Source organism: Streptococcus sp. HJ1, assembly GCF_052399005.1.
Lineage (GTDB): Bacteria > Bacillota > Bacilli > Lactobacillales > Streptococcaceae > Streptococcus.
In genome coordinates this window covers 485,962-510,040 of sequence record NZ_CP199005.1, presented here as the reverse complement: position 1 = coordinate 510,040, position 24,079 = coordinate 485,962, and the positions used below count along the sequence as shown (strand labels likewise).

General features: G+C 42.5%; 20 protein-coding genes and 1 other RNA gene. 3 read left to right on the top strand and 18 right to left on the bottom strand.

What is annotated here, in order from left to right; genetic code table 11:
* Positions 1-43: 43 nt before the first annotated feature.
* A complete protein-coding gene (recD2, locus tag ACT17O_RS02465) occupies positions 44-2,413 on the top strand; it encodes an SF1B family DNA helicase RecD2 (protein WP_444817672.1) in 2,370 nt (789 codons plus the stop codon).
* 47 nt (positions 2,414-2,460) lie between these two features.
* Here recD2 and tig read toward each other — a convergent pair whose 3' ends face one another.
* The 17 genes from tig to ACT17O_RS02380 all read right to left on the bottom strand — a co-directional run bounded on the left by tig (position 2,461) and on the right by ACT17O_RS02380 (position 18,137).
* The gene (tig, locus tag ACT17O_RS02460; protein WP_444817671.1) at positions 2,461-3,744 is read right to left on the bottom strand and encodes a trigger factor; all 1,284 of its coding nucleotides are present in this window, start codon (positions 3,742-3,744) and stop codon (positions 2,461-2,463) included.
* A gap of 90 nt (positions 3,745-3,834) precedes the next feature.
* Complete coding sequence (locus tag ACT17O_RS02455) at positions 3,835-4,491, bottom strand: DNA alkylation repair protein (RefSeq protein WP_444817670.1); 657 nt, start codon at positions 4,489-4,491, stop codon at positions 3,835-3,837.
* Positions 4,492-5,124: a response regulator transcription factor gene (locus ACT17O_RS02450; RefSeq protein WP_000698404.1), complete on the bottom strand. Its 633-nt coding sequence runs from the start codon at positions 5,122-5,124 to the stop codon at positions 4,492-4,494.
* A 9-nt stretch (positions 5,125-5,133) separates the two neighbouring features.
* Positions 5,134-6,132 carry a sensor histidine kinase gene (locus ACT17O_RS02445; protein ID WP_444817669.1) on the bottom strand — a complete coding sequence of 333 codons (999 nt, stop codon included), beginning with the start codon at positions 6,130-6,132 and terminating at the stop codon, positions 5,134-5,136.
* The gene (gene liaF, locus ACT17O_RS02440) at positions 6,129-6,827 is read right to left on the bottom strand and encodes a cell wall-active antibiotics response protein LiaF (protein WP_444817668.1); all 699 of its coding nucleotides are present in this window, start codon (positions 6,825-6,827) and stop codon (positions 6,129-6,131) included. Before liaF ends, ACT17O_RS02445 begins: the two co-directional genes overlap by 4 nt.
* Before the next feature lie 166 nt (positions 6,828-6,993).
* Entirely contained in the window at positions 6,994-7,995 is a 1,002-nt protein-coding gene (fni, locus tag ACT17O_RS02435; RefSeq protein ID WP_444817667.1) for a type 2 isopentenyl-diphosphate Delta-isomerase, read from the bottom strand.
* Positions 7,979-8,986, bottom strand: coding sequence for a phosphomevalonate kinase (locus ACT17O_RS02430; RefSeq protein ID WP_444817666.1), 1,008 nt, complete (start codon positions 8,984-8,986; stop codon positions 7,979-7,981). Before ACT17O_RS02430 ends, fni begins: the two co-directional genes overlap by 17 nt.
* Positions 8,973-9,926 carry a diphosphomevalonate decarboxylase gene (gene mvaD / locus ACT17O_RS02425; RefSeq protein ID WP_444817665.1) on the bottom strand — a complete coding sequence of 318 codons (954 nt, stop codon included), beginning with the start codon at positions 9,924-9,926 and terminating at the stop codon, positions 8,973-8,975. Before mvaD ends, ACT17O_RS02430 begins: the two co-directional genes overlap by 14 nt.
* Positions 9,908-10,786 carry a mevalonate kinase gene (gene mvk, locus ACT17O_RS02420; protein WP_444817664.1) on the bottom strand — a complete coding sequence of 293 codons (879 nt, stop codon included), beginning with the start codon at positions 10,784-10,786 and terminating at the stop codon, positions 9,908-9,910. Before mvk ends, mvaD begins: the two co-directional genes overlap by 19 nt.
* A gap of 117 nt (positions 10,787-10,903) precedes the next feature.
* A complete protein-coding gene (locus tag ACT17O_RS02415; protein WP_444817663.1) occupies positions 10,904-11,809 on the bottom strand; it encodes an N-acetylmuramoyl-L-alanine amidase family protein in 906 nt (301 codons plus the stop codon).
* 99 nt (positions 11,810-11,908) lie between these two features.
* On the bottom strand, positions 11,909-12,598 hold the full coding sequence (locus ACT17O_RS02410) for a response regulator transcription factor (RefSeq protein WP_070567257.1): 690 nt from the start codon (positions 12,596-12,598) through the stop codon (positions 11,909-11,911).
* Positions 12,599-12,609: 11 nt separating this feature from the next.
* Positions 12,610-14,034 carry an NADP-dependent phosphogluconate dehydrogenase gene (gndA, locus tag ACT17O_RS02405; protein ID WP_061587344.1) on the bottom strand — a complete coding sequence of 475 codons (1,425 nt, stop codon included), beginning with the start codon at positions 14,032-14,034 and terminating at the stop codon, positions 12,610-12,612.
* Positions 14,035-14,109: 75 nt separating this feature from the next.
* Positions 14,110-15,555, bottom strand: a complete 1,446-nt coding sequence (gene mapZ / locus ACT17O_RS02400) for a cell division site-positioning protein MapZ (RefSeq protein WP_139658928.1) — start codon at positions 15,553-15,555, stop codon at positions 14,110-14,112.
* 12 nt (positions 15,556-15,567) lie between these two features.
* Complete coding sequence (locus ACT17O_RS02395; RefSeq protein ID WP_000662905.1) at positions 15,568-16,725, bottom strand: THUMP domain-containing class I SAM-dependent RNA methyltransferase; 1,158 nt, start codon at positions 16,723-16,725, stop codon at positions 15,568-15,570.
* 83 nt (positions 16,726-16,808) lie between these two features.
* Positions 16,809-17,190, bottom strand: an RNA gene (gene rnpB, locus ACT17O_RS02390) — RNase P RNA component class B.
* A 20-nt stretch (positions 17,191-17,210) separates the two neighbouring features.
* Positions 17,211-17,540 carry a cell division regulator GpsB gene (gpsB, locus tag ACT17O_RS02385; protein WP_033630347.1) on the bottom strand — a complete coding sequence of 110 codons (330 nt, stop codon included), beginning with the start codon at positions 17,538-17,540 and terminating at the stop codon, positions 17,211-17,213.
* Between the two features lie 69 nt (positions 17,541-17,609).
* On the bottom strand, positions 17,610-18,137 hold the full coding sequence (locus tag ACT17O_RS02380) for a DUF1273 domain-containing protein (protein WP_444817662.1): 528 nt from the start codon (positions 18,135-18,137) through the stop codon (positions 17,610-17,612).
* Between the two features lie 67 nt (positions 18,138-18,204).
* Here ACT17O_RS02380 and recU point away from each other — a divergent pair, with 67 nt between their 5' ends.
* Entirely contained in the window at positions 18,205-18,801 is a 597-nt protein-coding gene (gene recU / locus ACT17O_RS02375) for a Holliday junction resolvase RecU (RefSeq protein ID WP_045593166.1), read from the top strand.
* Complete coding sequence (gene pbp1a / locus ACT17O_RS02370; protein ID WP_444817661.1) at positions 18,798-20,981, top strand: penicillin-binding protein PBP1A; 2,184 nt, start codon at positions 18,798-18,800, stop codon at positions 20,979-20,981. Before recU ends, pbp1a begins: the two co-directional genes overlap by 4 nt.
* A gap of 945 nt (positions 20,982-21,926) precedes the next feature.
* Here pbp1a and ACT17O_RS02365 read toward each other — a convergent pair.
* Positions 21,927-23,909, bottom strand: coding sequence for a peptide ABC transporter substrate-binding protein (locus ACT17O_RS02365; protein WP_444817660.1), 1,983 nt, complete (start codon positions 23,907-23,909; stop codon positions 21,927-21,929).
* Positions 23,910-24,079: the final 170 nt, after the last annotated feature.

The following is a 24,079-nucleotide window of genomic DNA, read 5'->3' as shown; positions in this document are numbered from 1 at the left end:
TGGCTAAGGGTCCAACTCTCACGAACTCATGTAAAGGAAAACTATGGAAGTTTATTTTTCAGGCACCATTGAACGGATTATTTTTGAAAATCCCAGTAATTTTTATCGTATTCTCCTCCTAGATATCGAAGATACCAATGCGGAGGACTTTGACGATTTTGAAATCATCGTCACCGGAACCATGGCGGACGTGATTGAAGGGGAAGACTACACTTTTTGGGGGCAAATCGTTCAGCACTCCAAGTATGGGGAACAGCTTCAGATCAACCGTTATGAACGCGCAAAACCAACTAAGAATGGTCTAGTCAAGTACTTTTCTAGTAGCCATTTCAAGGGAATTGGACTCAAAACTGCCCAGAAAATCGTTGATAGCTACGGTGACAATACCATAGACGAAATTCTGGAGCATCCTGAAAAGCTGGAAAGCATTGCAGGACTCTCTGCCAAAAACCGTGAGGCTTTTGTCTCCACCCTCCGTCTCAACTATGGGACAGAAATGGTCTTGGCTAAACTTGCCAACTACGGCATTCCCAATAAACTGGCCTTTCAGATTCAAGACTTTTACAAGGAAGAAACGCTGGATATTGTCGAAAACTATCCCTACCAACTGGTTGAAGATATCAAGGGTTTGGGCTTTACCATTGCTGACCAATTGGCTGCCGAACTAGGTATCGAAAGCCAAGCTCCCGAGCGCTTCCGTGCTGGCCTTGTCCACAGTCTCTTTCAGGGATGTATGGATACGGGTGATACCTATATGGAAGCCCGAGATTTGCTGGAACAGACCCTGACTCTTCTCGAATCTTCCCGTCCCGTGGAACTCGATCCCAGCCAAGTAGCTCAGGAATTATCTCATTTGATCGAAGAAGACAAGGTTCAGCAGATTGATACCAAAATCTTTGATAACAGCCTCTTTTTCGCCGAAGAAGGCATTCGCAGTCACTTGGTTCGTATCCTTGAAAAAGAAAAGCAGAAAAATCAGGATTTGGAAACCATTCACAAGCATATCTCTACTGTTGAGGAAGAGCTGGGGATTGAGTATGATAGCATCCAAAAACAGGCTATCTGCGACGCTATCCAGAACAAGGTCTTTATCCTAACAGGTGGGCCTGGTACAGGTAAGACGACTGTTATCAATGGAATTATCGCTGTTTATGCACTTTTAGAAGGACTTGACCTCAGGAAAAAAAGCAGTCTGCCTATCCTTCTAGCAGCTCCAACTGGTCGAGCGGCTCGGCGCATGAATGAATTGACAGGTTTGCCTAGCGCGACCATACACCGTCATTTGGGGATGACGGGAGACGATGATACCAGTCATCTAGAAGATTATCTGGATGCCGACTTCATCATCGTGGATGAGTTTTCTATGGTGGATACTTGGCTAGCTAACCAACTCTTCTCCAACATCTCTTCTAACAGTAAAATTCTCATCGTGGGGGATAGCGATCAGCTACCTTCTGTTAGTCCCGGACAAGTCTTGGCTGACCTGCTCCAGATACCCCTGATACCTCAGACGCGTTTGGAACGGATTTACCGTCAGAGTGAAGAATCAACTATCGTCACCTTGGCTAGTCAGATTCGACAAGGCATCTTGCCAGCTGACTTTACCCAGAAAAAGGCAGACCGCTCCTACTTTGAAATTGCTAGTGGCCATATCCCAGCTACGATTGAGAAAATTCTTGGTGCTGCCCTCAGAAGTGGCATTCCGGCTCGCGATATTCAGGTGCTAGCGCCTATGTATCGAGGAACTGCTGGTATTGATGCCATCAACCAACTCATGCAAGACCTGCTCAATCCTCAGCAAAAGGGGCAAGTTAGCTTTGAAGCAACTCAGTGTCACTATCGAACGGGGGACAAGATCATTCACCTAGTCAACGACGCCGAAGTCAATGTCTTTAATGGAGACCTAGGCTACATCACAGACCTAATTCCTGGTAAATACACCGAGTCCAAACAAGACGAGATTGTCATAGATTTTGATGGAAATGAAGTCATCTACCCACGTAACGAATGGTACAAGATTCGACTAGCCTATGCCATGAGTATCCATAAGTCTCAGGGAAGTGAGTTTCCTGTTGTCATCCTGCCCATCACCAGTGCTAGCAAGCGCATGCTAGAGCGAAATCTCATCTACACAGCTATCACACGGGCCAAGAGCAAGCTCATCCTTCTTGGCGAATTACAGGCCTTCGACTATGCAGTTAAGCATATCGGGACTGCCCGCAAAACCTATCTGATTGAGCGTTTCAGTGATTTAATTGAAACTAATATTGAAGAAAGCAAACAAGCCTTCTCTGAAACTGCCACACCAAGTGACTCTGAACAATCCTACATCCTCACCGAAGAAAACTGGTCTAGCATCCCAGCCATGATCGGGATTACAGATGCAGACTTAAAAGAGATCTTTGGAAAATAGCACAACAAAAATCCCACCTAATCAGGTGGGATTTTTCTCTTTTAAGATTATTTAACTGTTGCAGTGCTTGTGATCAATTCAACAGCTTTTTTGATAGTGATATCGTGTTTCAACATGTCAGCTGAAAGTAAGTTTTGTACTTGTGCAACTTCCATGTTGTAGTCTGCTGCCAATTGCTCAATTTCTTTTTGGATTTCTTCTTCTGAAGCGTCAAATCCTTCAGCTTTGGCAACTGCTTCGATAACAAGGTTAGTCTTCGTACGTGACTCAGCTTCTGCTTCGTATTGTTTGTGAAGGTCTTCTTGAGTAGTTCCAGTGATTTGGAAGTACATGTCAGGGTTGATCCCTTGGCGTTGCAAGTTTCCAAGGAATTCATTTACTGAACGGTGAACTTCTTCATGGATCATTTCTTCTGGAAGTTCTACGATTTCAGCGTTTTCTACAGCTTTATCGATTGCTGCACCTTCAACAGCATCTTTGTATGCTTCTTCTTTCGTAGCAGTCAATTCTTTGCGGTATTTTTCTTTCAATTCGTCAAGAGTTTCCACTTCTTCGTCGATATCTTTTGCAAGTTCATCGTCAAGAGCTGGAACTTCTTTTGCTTTTACTTCGTGAATAGTTGTTACGAATTTAGCTTCTTTACCTGCAAGGTCTTCTGCTTGGTAGTCTTCTGGGAATGTTACGATAACATCAACAGTTTCACCAGCTGAGTGTCCAACCAATTGGTCTTCAAAACCTGGGATGAATTGACCTGATCCAAGTCCAAGTGAGAAGTTTTCACCTTTTCCACCGTCAAATTCAACACCGTCGATAGAACCAACGAAGTCGATCACAACAGTGTCGCCATTTTCAGCAGCGCCTTCTTTGATAACCAATTCAGCCAAGTTGTTGCGTTCGCGTTCGATACGTTCTTCAACGTCAGCGTCTGTCACTTCTTTTTCTACATCCACTGATACTTCAAGGTTTTTGTAGTCACCCAATTTTACTTCAGGTTTTGTCACGACTTCAGCTGTGATAACCCAGTCTTGACCTTTTTCCATTGAAGTTACGTCAATTTTTGGTTGCGCAACCACTTCAAGACCAGCTTCTTTTACTGCAGCTTCATAAGCGTTTGGCAAAAGTGCGTTCATTGCATCTTGATAAAGAGCTTCTTCACCAAATTTTTGGTCGAAGATAGGGCGTGGAAGGTGACCTTTACGGAAACCAGGAACGTTAAGAGTTTTCTTTACTGAGTTAAATACACGGTCCAATTCTGGTTTGATTTGGTCTTGAGAGATTGTAAAAGTCAAGACACCACGGTTTGTTTCTTTGTTTTCAAATGATACAGACATTCTGTCATTTCTCCTTAAAATTTTTAATACAGTCCATTATACCATATGATAGCGACTTTTTTCAAGTAATGAATGCGCTTTTCAATAGTGCTAGAGGTACTTGCTCGCTTCCTTGATACTAAGTTCAGCCATTCGTTTCTTATTTTTCTCAATATAACGTGCTACCCATTCGGGATTGGTTTTAGAGTAGTCTCTTAGAGCCCAGCCAATGGCTTTGTTGATAAAAAATTCTGTCTGGTCCAGATTGTTGACCAGGATCTTTTCCATCAGTTGGACATTTGTTTTTTCTTTTCTTAACAACTGGTGGTCAATAGCGACTCGCCTCAACCAGATATTGTCTGATAGGCTCCATTTTAAAAGCACTTCTTCAAGTTCCGGATGGTTAGCCACCAAACTTCCTACTACTCTATCTAAGATATCTACCGTGTCCCACCAAGACTTGGTCACGACCAGACGCTCAAGCTCAGGCAAGTCATCCTTCGTTAGATAAGACTGCATGGCTTTCAAATAGTTGGCAGCTACATATTGGTATTCTCTAGGCTCCTTTTCCCAGCAGATATTTACAAAATCCCAATCAATAATCTTTGTTTTTTTCACGCTTGGAAAGTATTTTTTATAGAGTGCATTTCTTTCAGGACCTGCAATACCTAAAAAGGGAAATTGATGGCGCATATAGGCTTCCATAGGCCCTGCTTTTTCAGGGTCTTTTGCTGCTTCTAGCTCCTCAAGTAAATCTGCAAGACTCATCTAAAAGTCCTCCTGCCCAACCAAGTGGTGCTGAAAGGCATAGACTGCAGCCTGGGTACGATCGCTGACCTCAAGTTTGGCAAGGATGTTGGACACATGGGTCTTGACCGTCTTGAGAGAGATGAAGAGTTCATCTGCAATGCGCTGATTTTCGTAGCCCTTGGCAATCAGTTGAAGTACGTCTCGCTCACGCGCAGTCAGCTCCTCATGAAGTTCCATATGATTACGGTGGTATTCAACCTTCTTGCTGACCTCTTGTTCAATAGCCAGTTCGCCCGCTGCCACCTTACGGACAGCGTGGAGCAGTTCGTCTGCACTTGAAGTCTTGAGCATATAGCCTTTAGCGCCCGCGTTCAAGACCGGCATGATTTTTTCATTGTCCAAGTAAGAAGTTACAATCAAAATCTTGGCTTCAGGCCATTCTTTGAGGATGGCTAAGGTCGCGTCAATCCCATTCATCTCAGGCATGACGATATCCATGACAATGACATCTGGACGCAGTTCCAAGGCCAAGTCAATACCTTGAGCCCCATTGGCAGCCTCGCCCACAACTTCCACATCGTCTTGGAGATCAAAATAGCTTTTCAAGCCCAATCGAACCATTTCATGGTCATCTACCAGTAAAATTTTCATCTCTACTCCTTATAATTCCTTATCTAACAGGGGAATACGGATATCAACCGCCAGTCCTTGCTTTGGAGCTGTCAAAAGTTGAACCGTTCCTGCCATATCTTCAACCCGCTCCTTGATGTTTCGCAGTCCATAACTCAAGTCATCTAAACTCCCTAACTGGAAGCCAATCCCATTGTCCACCACCTTCAGCTGCAATTCTACCTCTGTCTGATAGAGATAGACATCCAAACAAGATGCCTGGGCATGACGGAGGGTATTGCTGATCAATTCCTGCAAAATGCGGAAGATATGTTCTTCAATCTTTTTAGGCAATTTAGACACATTTTGCTTGAGGCTTACCTTGAGATCACTCTTGTCCTCAAGCTCTTTTAAGAGGATTTGAATCCCCTCAACCAAACTCTTCTCTTCCAACTCAACAGGTCGCAAATGTAGGAGCAAGACCCGCAAATCTTTCTGGGCCGTTTCGAGAATGGCTGCGACACTTTGCAACTGGGTCTGCATCTTTTCTCTATCCAGCTTCAAAGCCTGCTGGCTGACACCTGATAAAATCATATGGGCCGCAAACAACTCCTGACTAACCGTATCATGTAAGTCACGTGCTATCCGCTTCCGTTCTTTCTCGATGATTGTTTCTTCCTTGACCAGACCTTGATTTTCAGCCTTTTGAACAGCCTCTGTCAAGAGGTTGAGCTTGCCAGATAAGGACTTGAAACTCGCATCCAAGTCTGGATCTGCAAAAGAAACCACCTCTTTTCCTGCTAGCAATCGCTTGAGATTGATCTGCATTTTTCTGCGTGAAATTTCTTCCATCACCCGCCAAAAGAGGACAAAAAAGAAGGTCATGGAAAGGCTATAGACCAAGACTAAGAAGATTAACTTTTCTGTTTTCTCAATATCTTGTATCAAATAGGACCAATCAAGATTTAGAATATCAAGTAGACTATTGGTCAAAAAGAGGATAAAAAGGAGAGAAGTCAGCCCAATTAACAGATAGGATTGCTTTTTCATCCTCTGACCACCTCCACATCTCCAATCATACTGGTTAGGAAAATTTTGACGCTCTTGTTACTCTTGAGGTAGTCCCTGGTTTCCTGATGATAGTGTTCATTACGAAGGGCACGCTTGGGTTGATGGAGGAAAGTTAAATCTCCATAGAGGCAGTTGACACTGAGACTAATTTCCACATCTACGGGCACGATAATCTTAGTCGTTCCGACCATTTTTCTAAGGATAATGACATTGTCATGATTGGTTAGGATAACTCTTTCTAAATGAATGGTGTCCTTGCCCATGAGGCGAAAGAGATTGATATCGTCAAACTGGCAAGTCTGGTGACTAGAGAAATGATGGAGATTGCCAAACCAAGGATTGCGTTCATTTTTAACCGTTACCACCTCTTCAAAGACCAAGTCGGTCTCCTCTCTTTCTTGATTCATCATCGGATAGAGAAGAAAGAGACTATAGATAACTGCCACAAAGATAGCTAATATCACAAAGGGATTGAGCATGACGATGAAAAAGAAAAGAATAGTCGCCACAAGGAGGAAAACGTTGTTGCCCTCTTTACCTGTATAATAGCGGAGCAAGAGCAAAAAGAGGAATAGAATCAGCAGAAAACGCGAAAAATGCTCTGATACCATCAAAATCAGAGCTCCCGTCAATAAACAGGCTTCGATAAATAAAAAGATTTGAAATTTTTTCATAGATGCATCCTCTCCCTTCTATTTTATCACAATTCAAAAAAGTCACCTCGGTCTGAGGATGGAAAAAGGAGATAGGACAGAAATCGCTCCAACAAACTAGGTTCTTTCAGCCCACCACAGTTGACAAAAGGCTACAAAAAAGGGCGGGATTCTTGTCCCGACCTCTCTACATCTGATCTTTTGCTTCTTTTAGTTTACCATAAAGAATGTAGTCTACTTTTTGCAGATCTGCTATGGTGGCACAGTTAAGGGCACACATGATCAAACGCAGATCTTCTTTCCAGATTTGGACAATACCAATCACCTCTTCGACGGAGTAGGTTTCAATCAACTCTAGAACGGTTCGAGACAATCCCACAGCCTTGGCACCAAAGACCAGGCACTTAATCATATCCAGCGGGTTCCGAACCCCTCCGCTAACCAAAAGTTCGACCTTGTCTTTCCAAGCTTGGGCATTAAGAAGGGCTTGCATGGTGGACTGGCCCCATTGATTGAGGTAATCACGCTGACCACTGCGACGGTTTTCGATATAGGCAAAGCTAGTACCACCACGACCCGACAGGTCAACCGTTCGAACACCCAGTTCATAGGCTCTCTCGATGGTCTTCACATCCATTCCAAAGCCCACTTCCTTCAGAATAATAGGAACAGGGATCCGCTTGCTATAGTCTGCCAGATGCGATTGCCAGCTTTGAAACTTTCTTTCTCCCTCTGGCATGAGCAATTCCTGCATGACATTAACATGCACTTGGAGGAGAAGAGGATTCATCGCTTCTACAGTCTGAAGGCCTAACTCAACAGGCTTGTCCAAGCCAATATTGGTTCCAAGGAGGAGATTTGGATGGCTAGATTTGACAGAAAAAGAGCCATCTGTTGGATCTTTGAGGGCTGCGCTATAAGAGCCCGTCACAAACAAAATCCCACAGGCTTCTGCCACCTGAGCCAGCTTTTGATTGATTTCTTTACCTTTTTCGCTCCCACCCGTCATGGCATTGATATAAAAAGGAAAGTCCCATTTTCGACCTGCAAATTCCGTAGACAAATCAATCTCATCCAGGTCATAAAGAGGCAGGGAAGAATGAATCAACTCCACCTCATCAAAGCTATTATAGGAACTTTTCTGCTCAAGGGCATAGCGGATATGCTCGTCCTTACGATTTGTCGTCATGTCCTATCCTTTCTTGGTATAAGAGCTCAATCCCCAGATTGGCCCAACGGTTTTTTAAGGTTTCAGTTGATTGCTCATCAAAACTCAAGGCAATGCCACAGTCACCACCACCAGCGCCACTACTTTTGGCAACAGCCAGCAAATCTTGACTGGCTTCTTTCAACTGTCTCAGCGAAGGCGTGTAAATATCTGGGCTCAAGCCTTCTAAAAGCTGACTGGCTGTTTCCAGCTGCTCGATGATTTTTTCTGCATTTCCCTGCTCCAAGGCTTCTACCAAAGTAACCACTGTTGCTTTTGAGGAAGTTAAAAAGTTCTGGTCTATGTTTTGTTTGATTTGCTTGACCATTTGACTCGATACGGCCACTTGCTTGGTCCATCCCACTAGGAAATCACATTCTAGGCCCGGTTGCACTTGTGAGATAGAAAAGCCCCAGTCACGCTCCAAAACCGTCGCCAAGCTTTCTTCTTGCAACCAAGCAGCCACCTTTTTGCGATCAAATGACTGGTAGAGAACCAAATCCTCTGCAACGATACAGGCAAGGTCTCCCATAGAACCATTGTCTCCTCGCTTGAGTAAGACCGCGCTAGCCAGCTTGAATAAGAGTGCCGGATCAACCGTAATATCATATAGAGCCAGCAGGGCCTTGATCACCAAAACAACGACGCTACCACTAGAACCTAGACCAAACTTTTTGCCTTCCCGTTCCATTTTTCCACGAATTTCCAAGGAAAAAGGTCGCAAGGCTTGCCCACGATAAACGAGGAAATCTTCCACTAGAGCAATCGTTTCTTGAATCAAGCTGTAGTCAGGATTTGGCGTCAAGTCCACTGCAAAATCAAACAGATCTGAATAGATACAGTAGCTATCAGAAAAGGCAATCTCTCCCCTCATATAGATAGGTATCGCCTTTATCAAGGCTAACTGCCCTGGCTCTAGAATAGCATACTCACCTACCCAATAGAGTTTCCCGCAAGTTTTAACAGCAATCATCTTGGCTCAAATCCTTTGTTTTTGACACAATCAGGCGGTAATGTTGACCGAAGATTTCTGATAGATGATCCAAATCTTTCTCTTGACAGAGGACCTTGACATTGGGACCGGCATCCATGGTAAAGTAACAGGCTTCACCTTGCTCACGAAGCTGGCGAACAAAGTCCATGGCTTCATAGGAAGCATCCGTTAGATAAGAAAAGGCTGGACTAGCAGTCTTGGTCGTAGCGTGCATGGCTAGGGCATTTTTCTCCGTTAATTCCCCAACCTTAGCAAAATCATTCTCTTTGAGATAAACCAGCATATCCTGATAATCCTTCTCAGACTGGCGAACCCAATCATCAAAAGTCGTCGAGGTTTCCACACAGAGTTTCATCCCATCACGGCTAGAGATTGGTTTTTTCTTGTCCTCCAGCACCAACATAATCATAGCTAGTTTCAAGTCTGTTTCTACAGGGTAAATTTCCCCGCTATCCTTGTCCCAGGCACCTAGCGGTCCATAAAAACTGCGAGAGGAAGAACCTGAGGCAAACTTAGCCTCCTGTGCCAACTGACTCCGATCCAAACCAAGCTGGAAATAAGCATTGCAAGCCTTGACCAAGGCGGACAAACCACTAGAACTGGATGATAAGCCAGCCGCAGTCGGCATGTTGTTTTGAGTATCAATACGGACAAAACCTTCCCCAGCCGGACGGTAGCGGTCAATGATTTTGCTCATCTTGGCATGCTCAGCCTCACTCTGAAGCTGACCATTGATATAAAAGGCATCAGCAGTCGCATCCGTCGGTAGAGGCGACAAGGTCGTCTCTGTATACATGTTTTCCAAAGTCAGAGAGATGCTACTAGTAGCAGGAACCATCTCTTTTTCTTTTTTCTTTCCCCAATATTTGATAATGGCAATATTTGCGTAGGAACGTACTGTTACAGGCTTTCGATCCATGTCTGAACAGCTCCTTTCTCTTCTAATCGTTTTGCTAGTTCTTGCGCTTGGTCCAGATTGGCTACCAAGGCGATAATACAGCCTCCTAGTCCACCACCACTCATCTTGGCACCTAGAGCACCATGGCTAAGAGCTGTTTCAACGAGGGAGTCTGCCTCAGGGCTGCTGACACCAATTTCTTTTAAATGTAAATGCGCTTGACTGAGGATTTGTCCCAGTCCCTCAGCATCTTTTCTTCTAATCGCATCTTCTGCCTGCTGGGTCAATTCTCCCAAGGCATGCAAAAACGGTAGGGCATCCTTGCCCTTACTTTGAACTACTTGGATTGCTTCACGAGTGTGACCATACACGCCTGTATCTGCAATGACTAAATAGGCGGATAGAACCATCTCAAGCTCTGTAAATCCTACGTTCTTGATAAAGCGAATAGGCTGGTCGCTGAGACAGGTCTTAGCATCCAAACCGCTTGGATTCATATGGGCAATCATCTCAGCCCGATTGACCAAGATTTCTAGTACATCATGAGGCAGATCGACTTGATAGTAGTCAAAAACAGCTCGAATGGCTGCTATGCTGATAGCCGCTGACGAACCCATTCCACGTTTTTCAGGGATAGCCGAGTCAATCACACATCGAATGCAGGCTTCTTTGATATCCAAATACTCCAGCGAAGCATAAACCGCCATGGACAAGGTATCCTCCTCATAAAGACGCCACGGGCTTTCAGCAGGGACCACCTTGCAGGTCACTTCCACCTCTAAGAGAGGCAGAGAAATAGCTGGATAGCCGTAGACTACCGCATGCTCTCCTATTAAAATAATCTTACTATGTGCCTGACCGACACCAACTTTTTTTGTCATGTTTTCCTTTAACCAGACGGAAAGACCGTCTCATTTCATACAGTAGTATTTTCTCCTATCTATTTTATTATATTTTCACAAAAAAAGCGATTGTTTCCTTCACAATCGCCTCTTTCATTATTGGACCCATTCGCCATTATAGTTGACAAAATAGCCTTCTACGGTCGTATTCACTGCTAAAGCACCTGAGCTGTAAGCATAGTACCATTTGCCATTGACCTGGAACCAACCAGTCTTCATATCGCCATTACTTGTATGTAGATAATACCAAGTCGAACCTTCCTGATACCAGCCAGTCGCCATAGCTCCCGATGAGCGGAGGTAGTACCACTTATTACCTAGATATTGCCAACCAGTTTGCATAATACCAGTTTCTGGGTCTAGGTAGTACCATGGAGCCGCTTTTAGCTTCTCTTCATCATAGGTTAGAGGATAATCTTTGACCCAACCACGTGCTAGCTCCCCAACAGTCAATCTGTTGATGCGAGAATCAAAGCCACCATCCTCCTGTAAATAATACCAATGCCCTTCGTCAGAAATCCAACCAGTTTTTAAGGTGTGATAACTTCGTTGGTCTTCAAAATAATAGACTCGTTTCTCTGCTGGACTATCATATTGTTCCCCATGATGTTTGTTGGTATTTGTAGCAGTTTTTGCTTCTAACACTTGCTTGCCAACAAATTCTTGTAGTACCCCATCTTGACCAAAGTAAAACCAATCTGGTCTAAAAGCAATCTCTTGTCTTGGAGAAGGACCAATCGTAACCCCTTTGTGTGGAGCAGGTATATACTGCCAGCCGACAACCATCTCTCCAGATAAAGGATCAAAATAATAGTACTTCCCATCAATCACTCGCCAGTAGGTTTCTTTGAGGTTCCCCTTCTTGTAGTAGGTTCTACCATTTTCTTGGACAAATTGCCAGCCTTCTGAATCAGTATCATCCGCCAATACTGCACTTGTTGCTAGCAAACCAAAGAAAAAGACTGCTAATGCGATTTGCATCATTTTTTTTACTATTTTCATTAGACGTATCCTCCAAAACTGATTGTAGCAAAGACTTTATTGTATGTCAATATATAGAAATTTCTCAAAAAAAGCAGTTACACAACTGCAACTGCTTTTCTATTCTTGCATGGTGTATCCAACACCACGCACGGTTTTAATGTAGCTTTTTTGACCTTTTACATCAAGCTTGCTACGTAGATAACGGATATAAACATCCACGATATTGGTTTCTGTCGCACTTTCGTACTTCCAAACACTTTCCAACAACTGCTCACGAGTCAAGACCTTCTTGCTTCCCATGAGAGTGGCCAAAAGGTCATACTCACGGCGCGTCAGAGCAATCATCTCCTCGCCACGATAAACGGTATGATGTTCTACATCCATACGCAAATTGCGGTAAGACGTTGGGACCTTCATCTGACTACAGTGTTGGTCGATAAAGTCCCGACCTCGGAAAATCGCTGAAATACGAGCCACCAGCTGATCAATAATCACTGGCTTATAGATGTAAGAAACGGCGAAGCGCTGGATTGTCTCAATCTGGTCTTGCAATTCTTCGCGATGGTCTAAGACCATGATCACTGAGGCCGGTTTTGTCCGACTCAGCTTGTCTGCAAAATCCTGGGCCGTCATATCCCCCAGACGAGCATTCAGTAAAATCAAGTCATAATCTGTCTGGAGAGCCATGGAGAGGGCTTTTTGCCCCTCCTCAACCAGATCAACACGGTATTGCTCTTTTTGGAGTTCCAGACTGAGAAAATGAGCGAGATTTCGTTCTTTCTCAAGTAATAAAATCCGTTTCCCCATGGCAGACCTACTTATTTTTCGTCATACCAAGAGTAGTGGAATGTTCCTTCTTTGTCTTTACGTTGGTAAGTGTGGGCACCAAAGTAGTCACGTTGCGCTTGGATCAAGTTAGCAGGAAGGTCAGCTGAACGGTAGCTATCAAAGTAAGTAATAGCTGCTGAGAAGGTTGGCACTGGTACACCAGCTTGAACAGCAAGAGCTACGATATCACGCACTGCTTGTTGGTACTTAGCAGTAACATCCAAGAAGTACTCATCCAAGAGAAGGTTTGCAAGATCAGCATCGCGGTTGTAAGCATCTGTGATCTTTTGCAAGAAACGAGAACGGATGATACAGCCATCACGCCAGATAGATGCGATGTCCGCAAATGGCAAGTTCCAGTTATTTTCTTTAGAAGCTACACGCAATTGTGCGAAACCTTGTGCGTAAGAGATAATTTTTGAGAAGTAAAGGGCTTGACGGATCTTTTCAATCAACTCAGCCTTGTCTCCTTCAAATTTGAAAGTAGCTGGTTTTGGAAGGACCTTGCTAGCATGTACACGCTCTTCTTTGTATGTAGAGATGTAGCGAGCAAATACTGACTCCGTAATCAGTGACAATGGCACACCAAGGTCAAGAGCTGATTGGCTAGTCCATTTACCAGTTCCTTTGTTTCCTGCAGCATCCAGGATGTAGTCTACGATTGGTCCATCTTGACCTTCATCGTCTTTACGGCTCAAGATATCAGCTGTGATTTCGATTAAGTAGCTGTCCAACTCTCCCTTGTTCCACTCAGTAAAGATTTCAGCCATGTCTTCTGCAGAAAGGCCAAGCAAGTGTTGCATCAAGTCATAGCTTTCTGCGATCAATTGCATGTCACCATACTCGATACCGTTGTGGACCATCTTCACATAGTGACCAGCTCCATCAGGACCGATGTAAGTCACACATGGTTTGCCATCTTCTGGTGCTTTAGCTGAGATTTCTTCGAGAACATCCGCAACCAATTCATAGGCTTCTTTTTGTCCTCCAGGCATGATAGACGGACCTTCAAGGGCACCTTTTTCACCACCAGAAACTCCAGTTCCGATAAAGTTGATACCTGAGTTTGCTAGTTCTTCATTACGACGGATGGTATCTTTGTAGAAAGTGTTTCCTCCATCAATCAAGATATCACCCTTGTCAAGGTGGGGAAGAAGGGCTTGGATGGTTGCGTCTGTACCAGGTCCAGCTTGAACCATCAGCATGATACGACGAGGTTTTTCGATTGAGTTTACAAAGCTTTCAACGTCATAGCTTGGCACAAAGTTCTTTTCAGGATGGCAAGCAATTACGTCTTCTGTTTTTTCTTTACTACGGTTGTAAATGGCAACTGTATAACCACGAGATTCGATATTTAGGGCAAGGTTACGACCCATTACGGCCATACCAACGACACCAAAGTTAGCTTTTGTCATGTGACACTCCTCTTGTTTAATATGTTTTATTTTATCATTTTTACCTATGAAAGGAAAGAATTTTGTAACGGAGTCCTAGTAGTCCAAGTCATCAGCGTGACCAGAACCATTCCCTACAAAGTAACCCGTCTTACAGTTGAGGGTGAAGAGATAGGTTCCATCCGGTTTATAGAGGTTGTAATAACCATTTCCGTTTACGATATTGACACGTTCTAGGATGTATTGATTTCCAGTGATATAGCCACGAGCACGTGATGTTGCTAGGACTTGTTCCAATACACCATCCGCAAAGGTCCAAGCAGGGTTGTTGCTATCGTCTACAGCTGATTGGTTGTAAGGTACACGACTAGCACTTCTTTGAAGATTAACCCCATCGCCAGACAAACCACCATTCGTGTCTCTAGCCGGTGCCGTAGTGCTTGTTGAAGGGGTCGTACTGCTTGCATTGCTTTCTGTAGCTGAGCTTGAGCTTGCTTGACTCGTGCTAGAGCTTGAACTTGAGCTGGAAGCACTGGTTTGTTGGCTCTTACCAAGACTAATGGCCTTATCCAAGAGTTTGTCTAGTTCTGTGTTCCCTGTCTTGATTTCTGTAAATTTAGCATCCGCTTTGGCTTTCGCATTGGTATCCAAGACACCGTCAGTGATTGCTGGGCTTTCAAAGAGGGCATTAACATCTTGAATGGCCTTGATTTGAGTTGCTAGGCTATCATATCTTGACTTAGCTAGTGTATAATCACGGCTACCTTCTAACTTATCTAGCAAGGTTTTCAATTGGCTCAATTTATCAAACTGGCTGTTTTTCAGAGCTGTCTTATTAGCATCTGTATAGAAAGTATCATAGAGATCATTGAAGTCTTTCAAAGCTGTTTGTGTCCCTTGATCATCCGAAGAGGCTGCTTGAGAAGACTGGATCTCTTGGTTTGAACGAGACACTTGACGATAGACATAATATGTTCCAGCAAGAACAAGAATTGCAGCGACTACTGAAGCAATGATGATGACACCTTTCTTCTTAGAGCCTGTTTCAGGTTCTGTTTGAGCCGAACGTGATAGAGGTGTATAGGTCTCCTCTTCTTGTTCCTCATTTATTTCCTTAGGCTCTGTTTCTGTTAAAACGAGAGGCTCTATTTCAGCACTTTCTTCATCTTGAAGCGGTGGAACAAACTGAGTAGTCTCTTCATTTTCTATCTCTTCAATAGATTCTTCAGCAACCACGTCTGAATCGTCTACCTGATCAGAAGGTTCACTTGATTCACGAACTTCTTGGATCATTTCCTCTAGGTTTTGAGTAGAAGCTGGCTCTTCTTTTTTAAACTGACGAGTTTCAAACTTGTCGGCTTCGATTTCTTCACGGTGCTGTTTGATGTATTTGTCTAGGATACTGTCCTCTGGCAATACTCCTGCTTCAACCTCTTCATTCTTACGAATGACTTGACCAACAGTCAAGTCTTTTGCTTCGTCAAAGTCGAATTGTGGTTCTTGATGTCCTTTTTTATGACGATCACGTCTTTTCTTACTCATGAGTTCACCTTTCTATTTTACCTCTTGGCGTTTGACACGCTGACCAAAGTATTGATACAAATCCACTTTTAAGGTCCCATTATACAGTTTTCGCTTTTTATCAGCTGGACTTCCGTACTTGCTTTCAAAAGCTTCGTCACTCGTCAGGATAAATTTACTCCACGTTTTCAGTGGTGCAAAGACTTGTCCCATCTCAGCATAGAGCTTGGTAACTCCTGCATCATCAGACAAACGTTCCCCATATGGTGGATTGGAAATGATAACGCCATTAATCTTGTCAGTGCGCAAGTCCTGTACCCGCATTTGCTTAAAGGTGATATCACCTGCGACGCCTGCTGCTTGGGCATTTGCCTTGGCAATCTCCACCATGCGAGCATCAATATCACAGCCCATAATGTCCAGCTCAAGTTCACGATCAATTTTCTTAGCCGCCTCTGTGCGAACTTCTTGGATTAACCGATCGCTGACCCAGTTCCATTCTTCAAAAGCAAAGGAACGGCGAAGTCCTGGAGCCATCTTTCTAGCAATCATAGCCGCCTCGATACAGAAAGTTCCTGAACCACAGGTCGGATCAATCAAGGGCTTGTCTGGATACCAATTAGATAGTTGTAAAATGGCCGCTGCCATATTTTCCTTGATTGGCGCTCCACCCTTTTCCGTACGATAACCACGTTTAAAGAGACTGGATCCTGTCGTGTCAATCATGACAGTTGCCACATCTTTCAGGATAGATACCTCAATCTTAAACTCGGGACCCGTTTCCATCAAGGGAACTCCTTCTGGGCGGGCATAGTGTTTTTGTAATTTCTTCACAACAGCCTTCTTGGAAATAGCCTGAACACTAGGCTCGTTATGAAGTTTAGACTTCACACATTTTGCCTTTGATATCGGGAAACGTGCTCCTAGCGGGAGATAGTTTTCCCAATCTAGAGCAAAAACACCTTGAAAAAGCTCTTCAAAAGTCTTAGCAGGAAAACTTCCGACTACAATCTTGATGCGATCCGCTGCGCGAAGCCAAAGGTTGGTCTCGATGATTGCCTTCACATCTCCTTGAAAGCGGACACGCCCATTTTCAACCTGGCAATCATAACCAAGGTCTCGCACCTCACGTCCAACGACAGCCTCAAGACCCGCCGCAGCAGTTGCGATTAAATTAAATTGTTCTTTCATTTCTAGTCTTGCAAGACCTTTCTCTTGTTCACTTTAAAAAATGAGGTTGAGAAAGATTTCTCAGCCCCAACCTATATGCAATTTTCTATAAGCCATGTTTTGTTCCAGAAGTGACTAGGACCACTTCCTTCGATAATCATCTGTCTACCGCTAACAGCATAAATCTGCTAGCAGTCAGAGTACTACGTTCGTTTCCGTGCACTCCATGCCCCGACCAAAATTTGGGTTGCTAGCTTGAGGGGTTTACCGCGTTCCACTCTCTCTGTTTCCAGAAAGACTCCGTCACTGTGGCACTTTCAAGCCTATTCTGACCTATCCGAAGACTTAGCCATTTCGACTGCCGTAACGATTTCTCGTCCCTAGGCTTATGGATTCGCCTAGCACAAACACTACAGGCATCACAGCCTGTGCTAGCATGGACTTTCCTCATGAAAAGAGAACCTCTTCACGCGATTATCCAAAAATTGCACTCATTCCTTAGTCAATTATAAATCTTGGTTGTCTAAGATTTGCTTACCAAATACTTCTTTTTCAAGTCTATTCAATCGTTTCAAGATATCAAAGTTTGTCATTGAAGTAGAAGCTGTTACCTCAATAGAGTCTGGTTGAGTTGGCGCTACCTGTGGTTTATGAGATAATTCTTCTTTCAAATCAGCAATCTCTTGACGAAGGGATTTGACCAAAGCTGCGTAGGTTTCATAATCCTTAATCACATCGTCTAGGAATTCATCTACCTCTGCTTTGCTGTATCCACGAACTTCACGTCCGAAGTCTTGTTCAAAAATATCTTTCGCTGAAAATATAATACTTGCCATGTCTCTCTCCATTCTGGGTTACTAGTATTATTATATAAAAAAAGACAAGTAAAAATCAAGGTCAAAGGCTTACTTTTCAGAAAAATTTTCTACTATTTCATTCAAGTCCTCAAATGTTAATCTTCTTGTAACATAGTCCGCTTGATTTTTCATCATTTGGTAAAAATATCGTAACTTGGTTTCGTTTTCTTCGTCGTAAAAAAGGTAACAAGTATCTGTATTTTCCAGCAGAAATATTTGATAATCGCGTAATTGTCCCTTGTGCTCATATTGTGGATAGGCGTATTTGACAAAATCAACCTGCTTGAACTCACTCAATTTCGCTTGATTTGCTTCATTCCAATTACTGCCATGGGTTTCAAAATCAAAAATGGTCGCCAGCTGAAATCCATAGTCTGTTTTCATGTCTTTCGCCACCTGAAGTGCCCAGTACTCAAAGCCCAAAGTCCCTGTAAAGACAAGCCAGGTCACCCCATCCTCTGCTAGACGTTCCAGGTCTCTCCGAATGGCTGTTTTGATAATATCAACGCGAATATCCTTGTCATTAAAGAGACCAAGGTCGAAGGCAGAATAGCCTGAAATCAAGGCTGTATGCATTTTTTCATCCTTTCTGTATACTTTTATGGTATAATAGAGTGATGTTATTGTACCAATAAGGAGAATTATGGTCAACTATCCACATAAAATTTCATCACAAAAAAGACAACCATCCCTTTCAAAAACTAAAAATTTCGCAAATCGGGGGATGTCTTTTGAAAAGATGATCAATGCTACGAACGACTACTACTTGTCGCATGGGCTGGCTGTTATCCACAAAAAACCGACTCCCATCCAAATCGTACGTGTCGATTATCCCCAACGAAGTCGTGCCAAGATTGTTGAAGCCTACTTTAGACAGGCCTCAACTACTGACTATTCAGGGGTTTATGATGGATACTACATCGACTTTGAAGCAAAGGAAACCAGGCAAAAACATGCGATACCGATGAAGAATTTTCATCTCCATCAGATCCAGCATATGGAACAAGTCCTTGCCCAGCAAGGAATCTGCTTTGTACTCCTTCACTTTTCTTCTCAGCAAGAAACCTACTTATTGCCGGCTATTGACCTCATCCGTTTCTATCATCAAGATAAGGGACAGAAGTCAATGCCACTTGGATATATTCGAGAAAATGGATATAGGATTGAGCCGGGTGCCTTTCCTCAAATTCCCTATCTCGACATTATCAAAGAACATTTACTAGGTGGTAAAACAAGATGAACAAACAAACTTTTCTGCGAATAGCTAAGTATGTCAGCATCAGTCTCTTAACTGTATTTATCGCAGCTGTAATGCTTGGTGGAGGTCTCTTCCTCTACTATGTTAGCAAGGCTCCAGAACTTTCTGAAAGTAAACTAGTTGCTACAACGTCAAGTAAGATCTATGATAGCAATGACGAGCTTATCGCTGATCTTGGATCGGAACGTCGGGTCAATGCCCAAGCAAACGAAATACCGACCGATTTGGTCAACGCTATTGTTTCGATTGAGGACCATCGCTTCTTTAATCACCGAGGAATCGACACGATCCGTATCCTAGGTGCTACCCTCCGAAACCTTCGTGGTGGTGGAGGCCTGCAAGGAGCTTCAACCTTGACGCAGCAGTTGATCAAGTTAACCTATTTCTCTACGTCAACTTCTGATCAAACCCTTTCTCGTAAGGCCCAGGAAGCTTGGCTAGCCGTTCAGCTAGAACAGAAAGCGACTAAACAAGAGATCTTGACCTACTACATCAACAAGGTTTATATGTCAAACGGTAACTACGGAATGCAGACAGCTGCCCAAAGTTACTATGGAAAGGACCTCAAAGATCTAAGCATTCCTCAATTAGCTCTCCTTGCTGGTATGCCTCAAGCTCCAAACCAGTATGACCCTTACTCGCATCCAGAAGCTGCTCAAGAACGTCGTAATCTCGTCCTCTCTGAGATGAAGGGGCAAGGTTACATTTCAGCTGAGCAATATGAAAAAGCGATTAATACTCCGATTACAGACGGACTTCAAAGTCTAAAATCGGCTAATAGTTATCCTCCATACATGGACAACTATCTCAAAGAGGTAATCGATCAAGTCGAACAAGAAACAGGCTACAACCTCTTAACGACTGGTATGGATGTCTACACCAACGTTGATCCTAAAGTTCAACAACATCTCTGGGATATCTACAATACCGACGAGTATGTCAACTATCCAGATGATGAAATGCAAGTAGCTTCAACGATTGTGGATGTGACAAACGGGAAAGTTATTGCTCAGTTAGGTTCTCGTCACCAATCAAGCAATGTTTCCTTCGGAATCAACCAAGCTGTTGAAACCAACCGTGACTGGGGTTCTACCATGAAGCCAATCACAGACTATGCTCCTGCCTTAGAGTATGACATCTACGATTCAACTGCTTCGATTGTACATGATGTTCCTTACAACTATCCTGGAACAGATACCCCTGTTTACAACTGGGATAGAAGTTATTTTGGAAATATCACCATCCAATATGCGCTCCAACAATCACGGAACGTTACAGCCGTAGAAACCTTGAATAAAGTTGGTTTAGACAGAGCCAAAACCTTCCTAAATGGACTTGGTATTGACTATCCAGATATGCACTATGCAAATGCCATTTCAAGTAATACAGCTGAATCTAACAAAAAGTATGGAGCAAGTAGCGAAAAGATGGCTGCTGCTTACGCAGCTTTTGCTAACGGTGGTATCTACCGCAAGCCGATGTATATCAACAAAATTGTCTTCAGTGATGGCAGTTCAAAAGAATTCTCTGATCCTGGTACTCGTGCCATGAAAGAGACAACAGCCTATATGATGACGGATATGATGAAAACTGTCCTAGCATATGGAACTGGTCGAGGAGCCTACCTCCCATGGTTGCCACAAGCTGGTAAAACTGGTACATCAAACTACACAGATGATGAGATTGAAAACTACGTCAAGAACACAGGTTATGTAGCTCCAGACGAAATGTTCGTTGGCTATACTCGTAAATATTCAATGGCCGTTTGGACTGGTTACTCGAACCGCCTGACTCCTATTGTTGGTGATGGCTTCTATGTTGCTGCTAAGGTTTACCGTTCGATGATGACTTATCTATCTGAAGATGATCATCCTGGCGACTGGACTATGCCAGAAGGACTCTACAGAGGTGGAGAATTCGTCTTTAAAAAAGGTGCACGTCCTGCGTGGACTACTCCTGCTCCTCAGCAAAGTCAAACACCTGAAAGCCCGACAACTGAAAGTCCGACAACTGAAAGCTCTAGCTCAACTTCAGAGACTTCTAGTACACAATCAAGTACAACAACTCCAAATTCGGGTGCGAGCGAGAACAATACTCAACAACTAAACCCAAGAACTAATGTGCAAAATCAAACACCCCAAGTACAACCACGAAGACAGTAGTTAAACCCAGTTTAAAAGTATTGCAAGCACTCTTAAGCACGGTGTTATCACTGATCTAACCATAATCTACTGTGGGGTTAAAGCCCATATCATTAATTATTACTAAAATCTTCTTCTTTGTTAAGAAAAACTAGATGATTTTTGGTTAAAATAAGATGTACAACCATTAAGAAGAATTTTAAATTTCGATGATAAAGTTATATATTCTTGTCTAGACTAAACTCTAATACAAGTCTAATCATTTACTAAAACTTGTTTTATTGTCAATTGTAGTAAAGATTGAATAACACACATCAAGAGAGAACAAATATTGTTCTCTCTTTTTGACATTCATACAAATAAAAAGGCTCTTTGTCAACTGTAGTGGGTTGAAGAAAAGCTAGATCTAGAAAGGATGAAATTCGTCCTTTCTTTTTTGACGATTTATATTCCATAATAGTCAATTAATTTCACCATGTACCTTAGACAAGAAGCATCCTCACCAAATTTTTTTAAAAGATGTCTAAATCTTTGTTCTTGTTTTCTTAGTTCATAGATTTGAACTTTATCTTCAAAACTCAATTTCATAATAAAACACCCCAAAAGTTAGATTTTTGCTATCTAATTTTTGGGGTGCAGTTCACTAAGAGTATATTAAATAAAATATAAAATTAATCATTTACCACTTTTTCAGACGGGCGCTTCTTGCAAATTGAAAGCGACTTTTTATTACTTTTTCAAGGCATTCTAAGTTCTTTTAGTTATTTTATATGATTTCATTTACTGATAAATTTGAGGTAAATAACGTATTTAAAATTTTATGAGTGTTTTCAATATTAAAAAATTCTGTAATATCTATACTAAATAAACCTATTACAGATATCATGGAGATAAAATTAGAAAAATAATTTAGGCAAAAAGGACTTAATCATCATGTCGATGGCTAAATCCTTTACTTTTTTAAAGTTATTTCACATGGTTTGCGAGATCTTCTTGGGCCTTTTTATTTGACTCTTCTTTTTCTTTCAACCATTTTTCTTGAGCTTTTTGGTATTCGTCTGTTGTCACTGCCTTATCTTGTACTTCTAGATATTTGTACAAAAGGGCTTCACTCATACCCTTGTTACCAGAGTATGCAAATGGAAGTGTAAATGGTACCATCTTAGACAACATTGGACGACCAGTTTGAGAAGTTGTTGGAATGAGCAAGGCACTGTCTGTCAACCAAGCTTGGGCAGCAGCATATTTCTCATAACGTTTTGAAACATCAGTGGTTTCTTCACCAGCTTCCACAACCATTTTTTCGTAATCTTCTAAACCAACTTGCTTAGCCGCAGCGTTGTTTGTCCCAGAATCAAATCCTAGATATGTTTTCGTATTTTCTCCTACAGAAGGCTTGATAATATCAAGATAAGTAGATGGATCGATATAGTCTGGAGACCAACCCACATTATCTGAGATATCCCAGTCTTCTCCAGCCGCAGTTTCAGCGAAGTAGGTAATGTTTTGAACATCATCTTTTTGGAGCTGTTGGATGTCGATAACCACATTATCTGATCCTAGATTTTCTTCAACTGACTGTTTAAAAGATTGAACACGTTGAACTTTTGTTGTATTTGTTTGATCTACAGGCATATCCAAGTGGATTGGGAATTTCACACCTTCCGCTTGAAGGGTCGCCTTAGCTTTAGCGAATTCTGCTTTGGCTTTGTCAGGATTGTAGAGTCCATCTTGGGCATCATCCAAGTTTACGTTACTCCACTCATCTCCATAGGTCACCAATTTTTCCTTAACTAATTCCCCAAAGTTTTTCCCATCTGCCTGTACAAATGTAGGAGGAACAAATAAGTTACGAAGCAGTTTAGTAGCTCCACTTGCACCATTTACTTGAGAAGCGTAGGCTGTTCTATCAAAACCAAATGCAATAGCTTGACGGAAGTCCTTATTCAAAAGGGCCTTCTTGGTTGATGCTTTTTCCTCATCTGTTGTCTTAGAAGTGTACTTATAAGACTGGCGATCGATATTCGTACCTACTAAATAAGTAGTAGAATCTTGTTGTGTATAAACGATATTGTCTTTGAATGTTTTTTCAGTCTCTGAGTAACTAGCACTTGTTGGGAAGAGGCGAGCCATTGTATAGCTACCGTCTTTGAAAGCTTCAGTTGGCTTATTAGTATCTTGACCATCCCAGAAGGATAATTTCACTTTGTCAAGATGAACATTGTCTTTATCCCAATAGTTTGGATTCTTTTCGAACTCGACTGATGATTTGGCTACGATTGATTTGAGTAAGAATGGTCCATTATAGAGAATACTGCTTGGGTCCGTACCTTTAGCAAAGTCATCCCCTTTAGAGCTCAAAAATTCTTCATTAACAGGAGCCAGAACACCCATTGTTGTCTTAGAATTCCAGAAACTTTCTGGCTTGTTCAATGTGTATTGAACGGTATAATCATCAAGAGCTTTGATTCCTACTTGAGAAAAATCTGTAATTTCTCCTTTGACATAGGCATCCAATCCCTTGATAGATTCCTGAACCAGGTAAAGACCATCTGATTTCTTATCAGCAGCATACTTAAGACCAGTTACAAAGTCTTGAGCTTTAACTTCTGCATACTCCTCACCTTCAGATGTATACCACTTTGCATCCTTTCGGAGTGTATACGTGTAAGTCAAGCCATCCTTAGATACAGACCAATCCTCAGCCATAGACGGTACAAAGTTACCATAGCGGTCATTTTCAAGCAAGCCATCGATAACGTTACTAGTAATATTTGCTGTAGCTGCCTTACCAGTTGTCAAATAGTTTAGGTTATCAGGATCCGTTTCGTAAATGTATGAGAATGTTTTCTCACCTTTAGCATTTGAACTTGATCCAGAGCAGGCCGCAAGAGTCGCTGCTGCCAATAACGTCACACCCGCAAGGGCAAGTAGTTTTGAACTTTTCATTGTTTTCTCCTTTAAAACTTTCACCCCATTATAGTCCCTTTTCAGAAACATGTCAATATAATTTTCAGAATTTTTGAATTAATTTGGTAAATTCTGAAAAATAAGTTTTCTATCATAAAATTATGATTCTCTAATACTATATTTTTATATCTTAAACCAGCAAAACAAGG

What these genes read in the sequence shown, in the direction of transcription:
- tig (WP_444817671.1), bottom strand. Translation starts at nt 3,744, where the DNA reads ATGTCTGTATCATTTGAAAACAAAGAAACAAACCGTGGTGTCTTGACT.
- mvk (WP_444817664.1), bottom strand. Translation starts at nt 10,786, where the DNA reads ATGACAAAAAAAGTTGGTGTCGGTCAGGCACATAGTAAGATTATTTTA.
- recD2 (WP_444817672.1), top strand. Translation starts at nt 44, where the DNA reads ATGGAAGTTTATTTTTCAGGCACCATTGAACGGATTATTTTTGAAAAT.
- gpsB (WP_033630347.1), bottom strand. Translation starts at nt 17,540, where the DNA reads ATGGCAAGTATTATATTTTCAGCGAAAGATATTTTTGAACAAGACTTC.
- ACT17O_RS02450 (WP_000698404.1), bottom strand. Translation starts at nt 5,124, where the DNA reads ATGAAAATTTTACTGGTAGATGACCATGAAATGGTTCGATTGGGCTTG.
- ACT17O_RS02445 (WP_444817669.1), bottom strand. Translation starts at nt 6,132, where the DNA reads ATGAAAAAGCAATCCTATCTGTTAATTGGGCTGACTTCTCTCCTTTTT.
- ACT17O_RS02395 (WP_000662905.1), bottom strand. Translation starts at nt 16,725, where the DNA reads ATGAAAGAACAATTTAATTTAATCGCAACTGCTGCGGCGGGTCTTGAG.
- fni (WP_444817667.1), bottom strand. Translation starts at nt 7,995, where the DNA reads ATGACGACAAATCGTAAGGACGAGCATATCCGCTATGCCCTTGAGCAG.
- ACT17O_RS02415 (WP_444817663.1), bottom strand. Translation starts at nt 11,809, where the DNA reads ATGAAAATAGTAAAAAAAATGATGCAAATCGCATTAGCAGTCTTTTTC.
- gndA (WP_061587344.1), bottom strand. Translation starts at nt 14,034, where the DNA reads ATGACAAAAGCTAACTTTGGTGTCGTTGGTATGGCCGTAATGGGTCGT.
- ACT17O_RS02380 (WP_444817662.1), bottom strand. Translation starts at nt 18,137, where the DNA reads ATGCATACAGCCTTGATTTCAGGCTATTCTGCCTTCGACCTTGGTCTC.
- liaF (WP_444817668.1), bottom strand. Translation starts at nt 6,827, where the DNA reads ATGAAAAAATTTCAAATCTTTTTATTTATCGAAGCCTGTTTATTGACG.
- ACT17O_RS02410 (WP_070567257.1), bottom strand. Translation starts at nt 12,598, where the DNA reads ATGGGGAAACGGATTTTATTACTTGAGAAAGAACGAAATCTCGCTCAT.
- ACT17O_RS02430 (WP_444817666.1), bottom strand. Translation starts at nt 8,986, where the DNA reads ATGATTGCTGTTAAAACTTGCGGGAAACTCTATTGGGTAGGTGAGTAT.
- recU (WP_045593166.1), top strand. Translation starts at nt 18,205, where the DNA reads ATGGTCAACTATCCACATAAAATTTCATCACAAAAAAGACAACCATCC.
- mvaD (WP_444817665.1), bottom strand. Translation starts at nt 9,926, where the DNA reads ATGGATCGAAAGCCTGTAACAGTACGTTCCTACGCAAATATTGCCATT.
- ACT17O_RS02365 (WP_444817660.1), bottom strand. Translation starts at nt 23,909, where the DNA reads ATGAAAAGTTCAAAACTACTTGCCCTTGCGGGTGTGACGTTATTGGCA.
- pbp1a (WP_444817661.1), top strand. Translation starts at nt 18,798, where the DNA reads ATGAACAAACAAACTTTTCTGCGAATAGCTAAGTATGTCAGCATCAGT.
- mapZ (WP_139658928.1), bottom strand. Translation starts at nt 15,555, where the DNA reads ATGAGTAAGAAAAGACGTGATCGTCATAAAAAAGGACATCAAGAACCA.
- ACT17O_RS02455 (WP_444817670.1), bottom strand. Translation starts at nt 4,491, where the DNA reads ATGAGTCTTGCAGATTTACTTGAGGAGCTAGAAGCAGCAAAAGACCCT.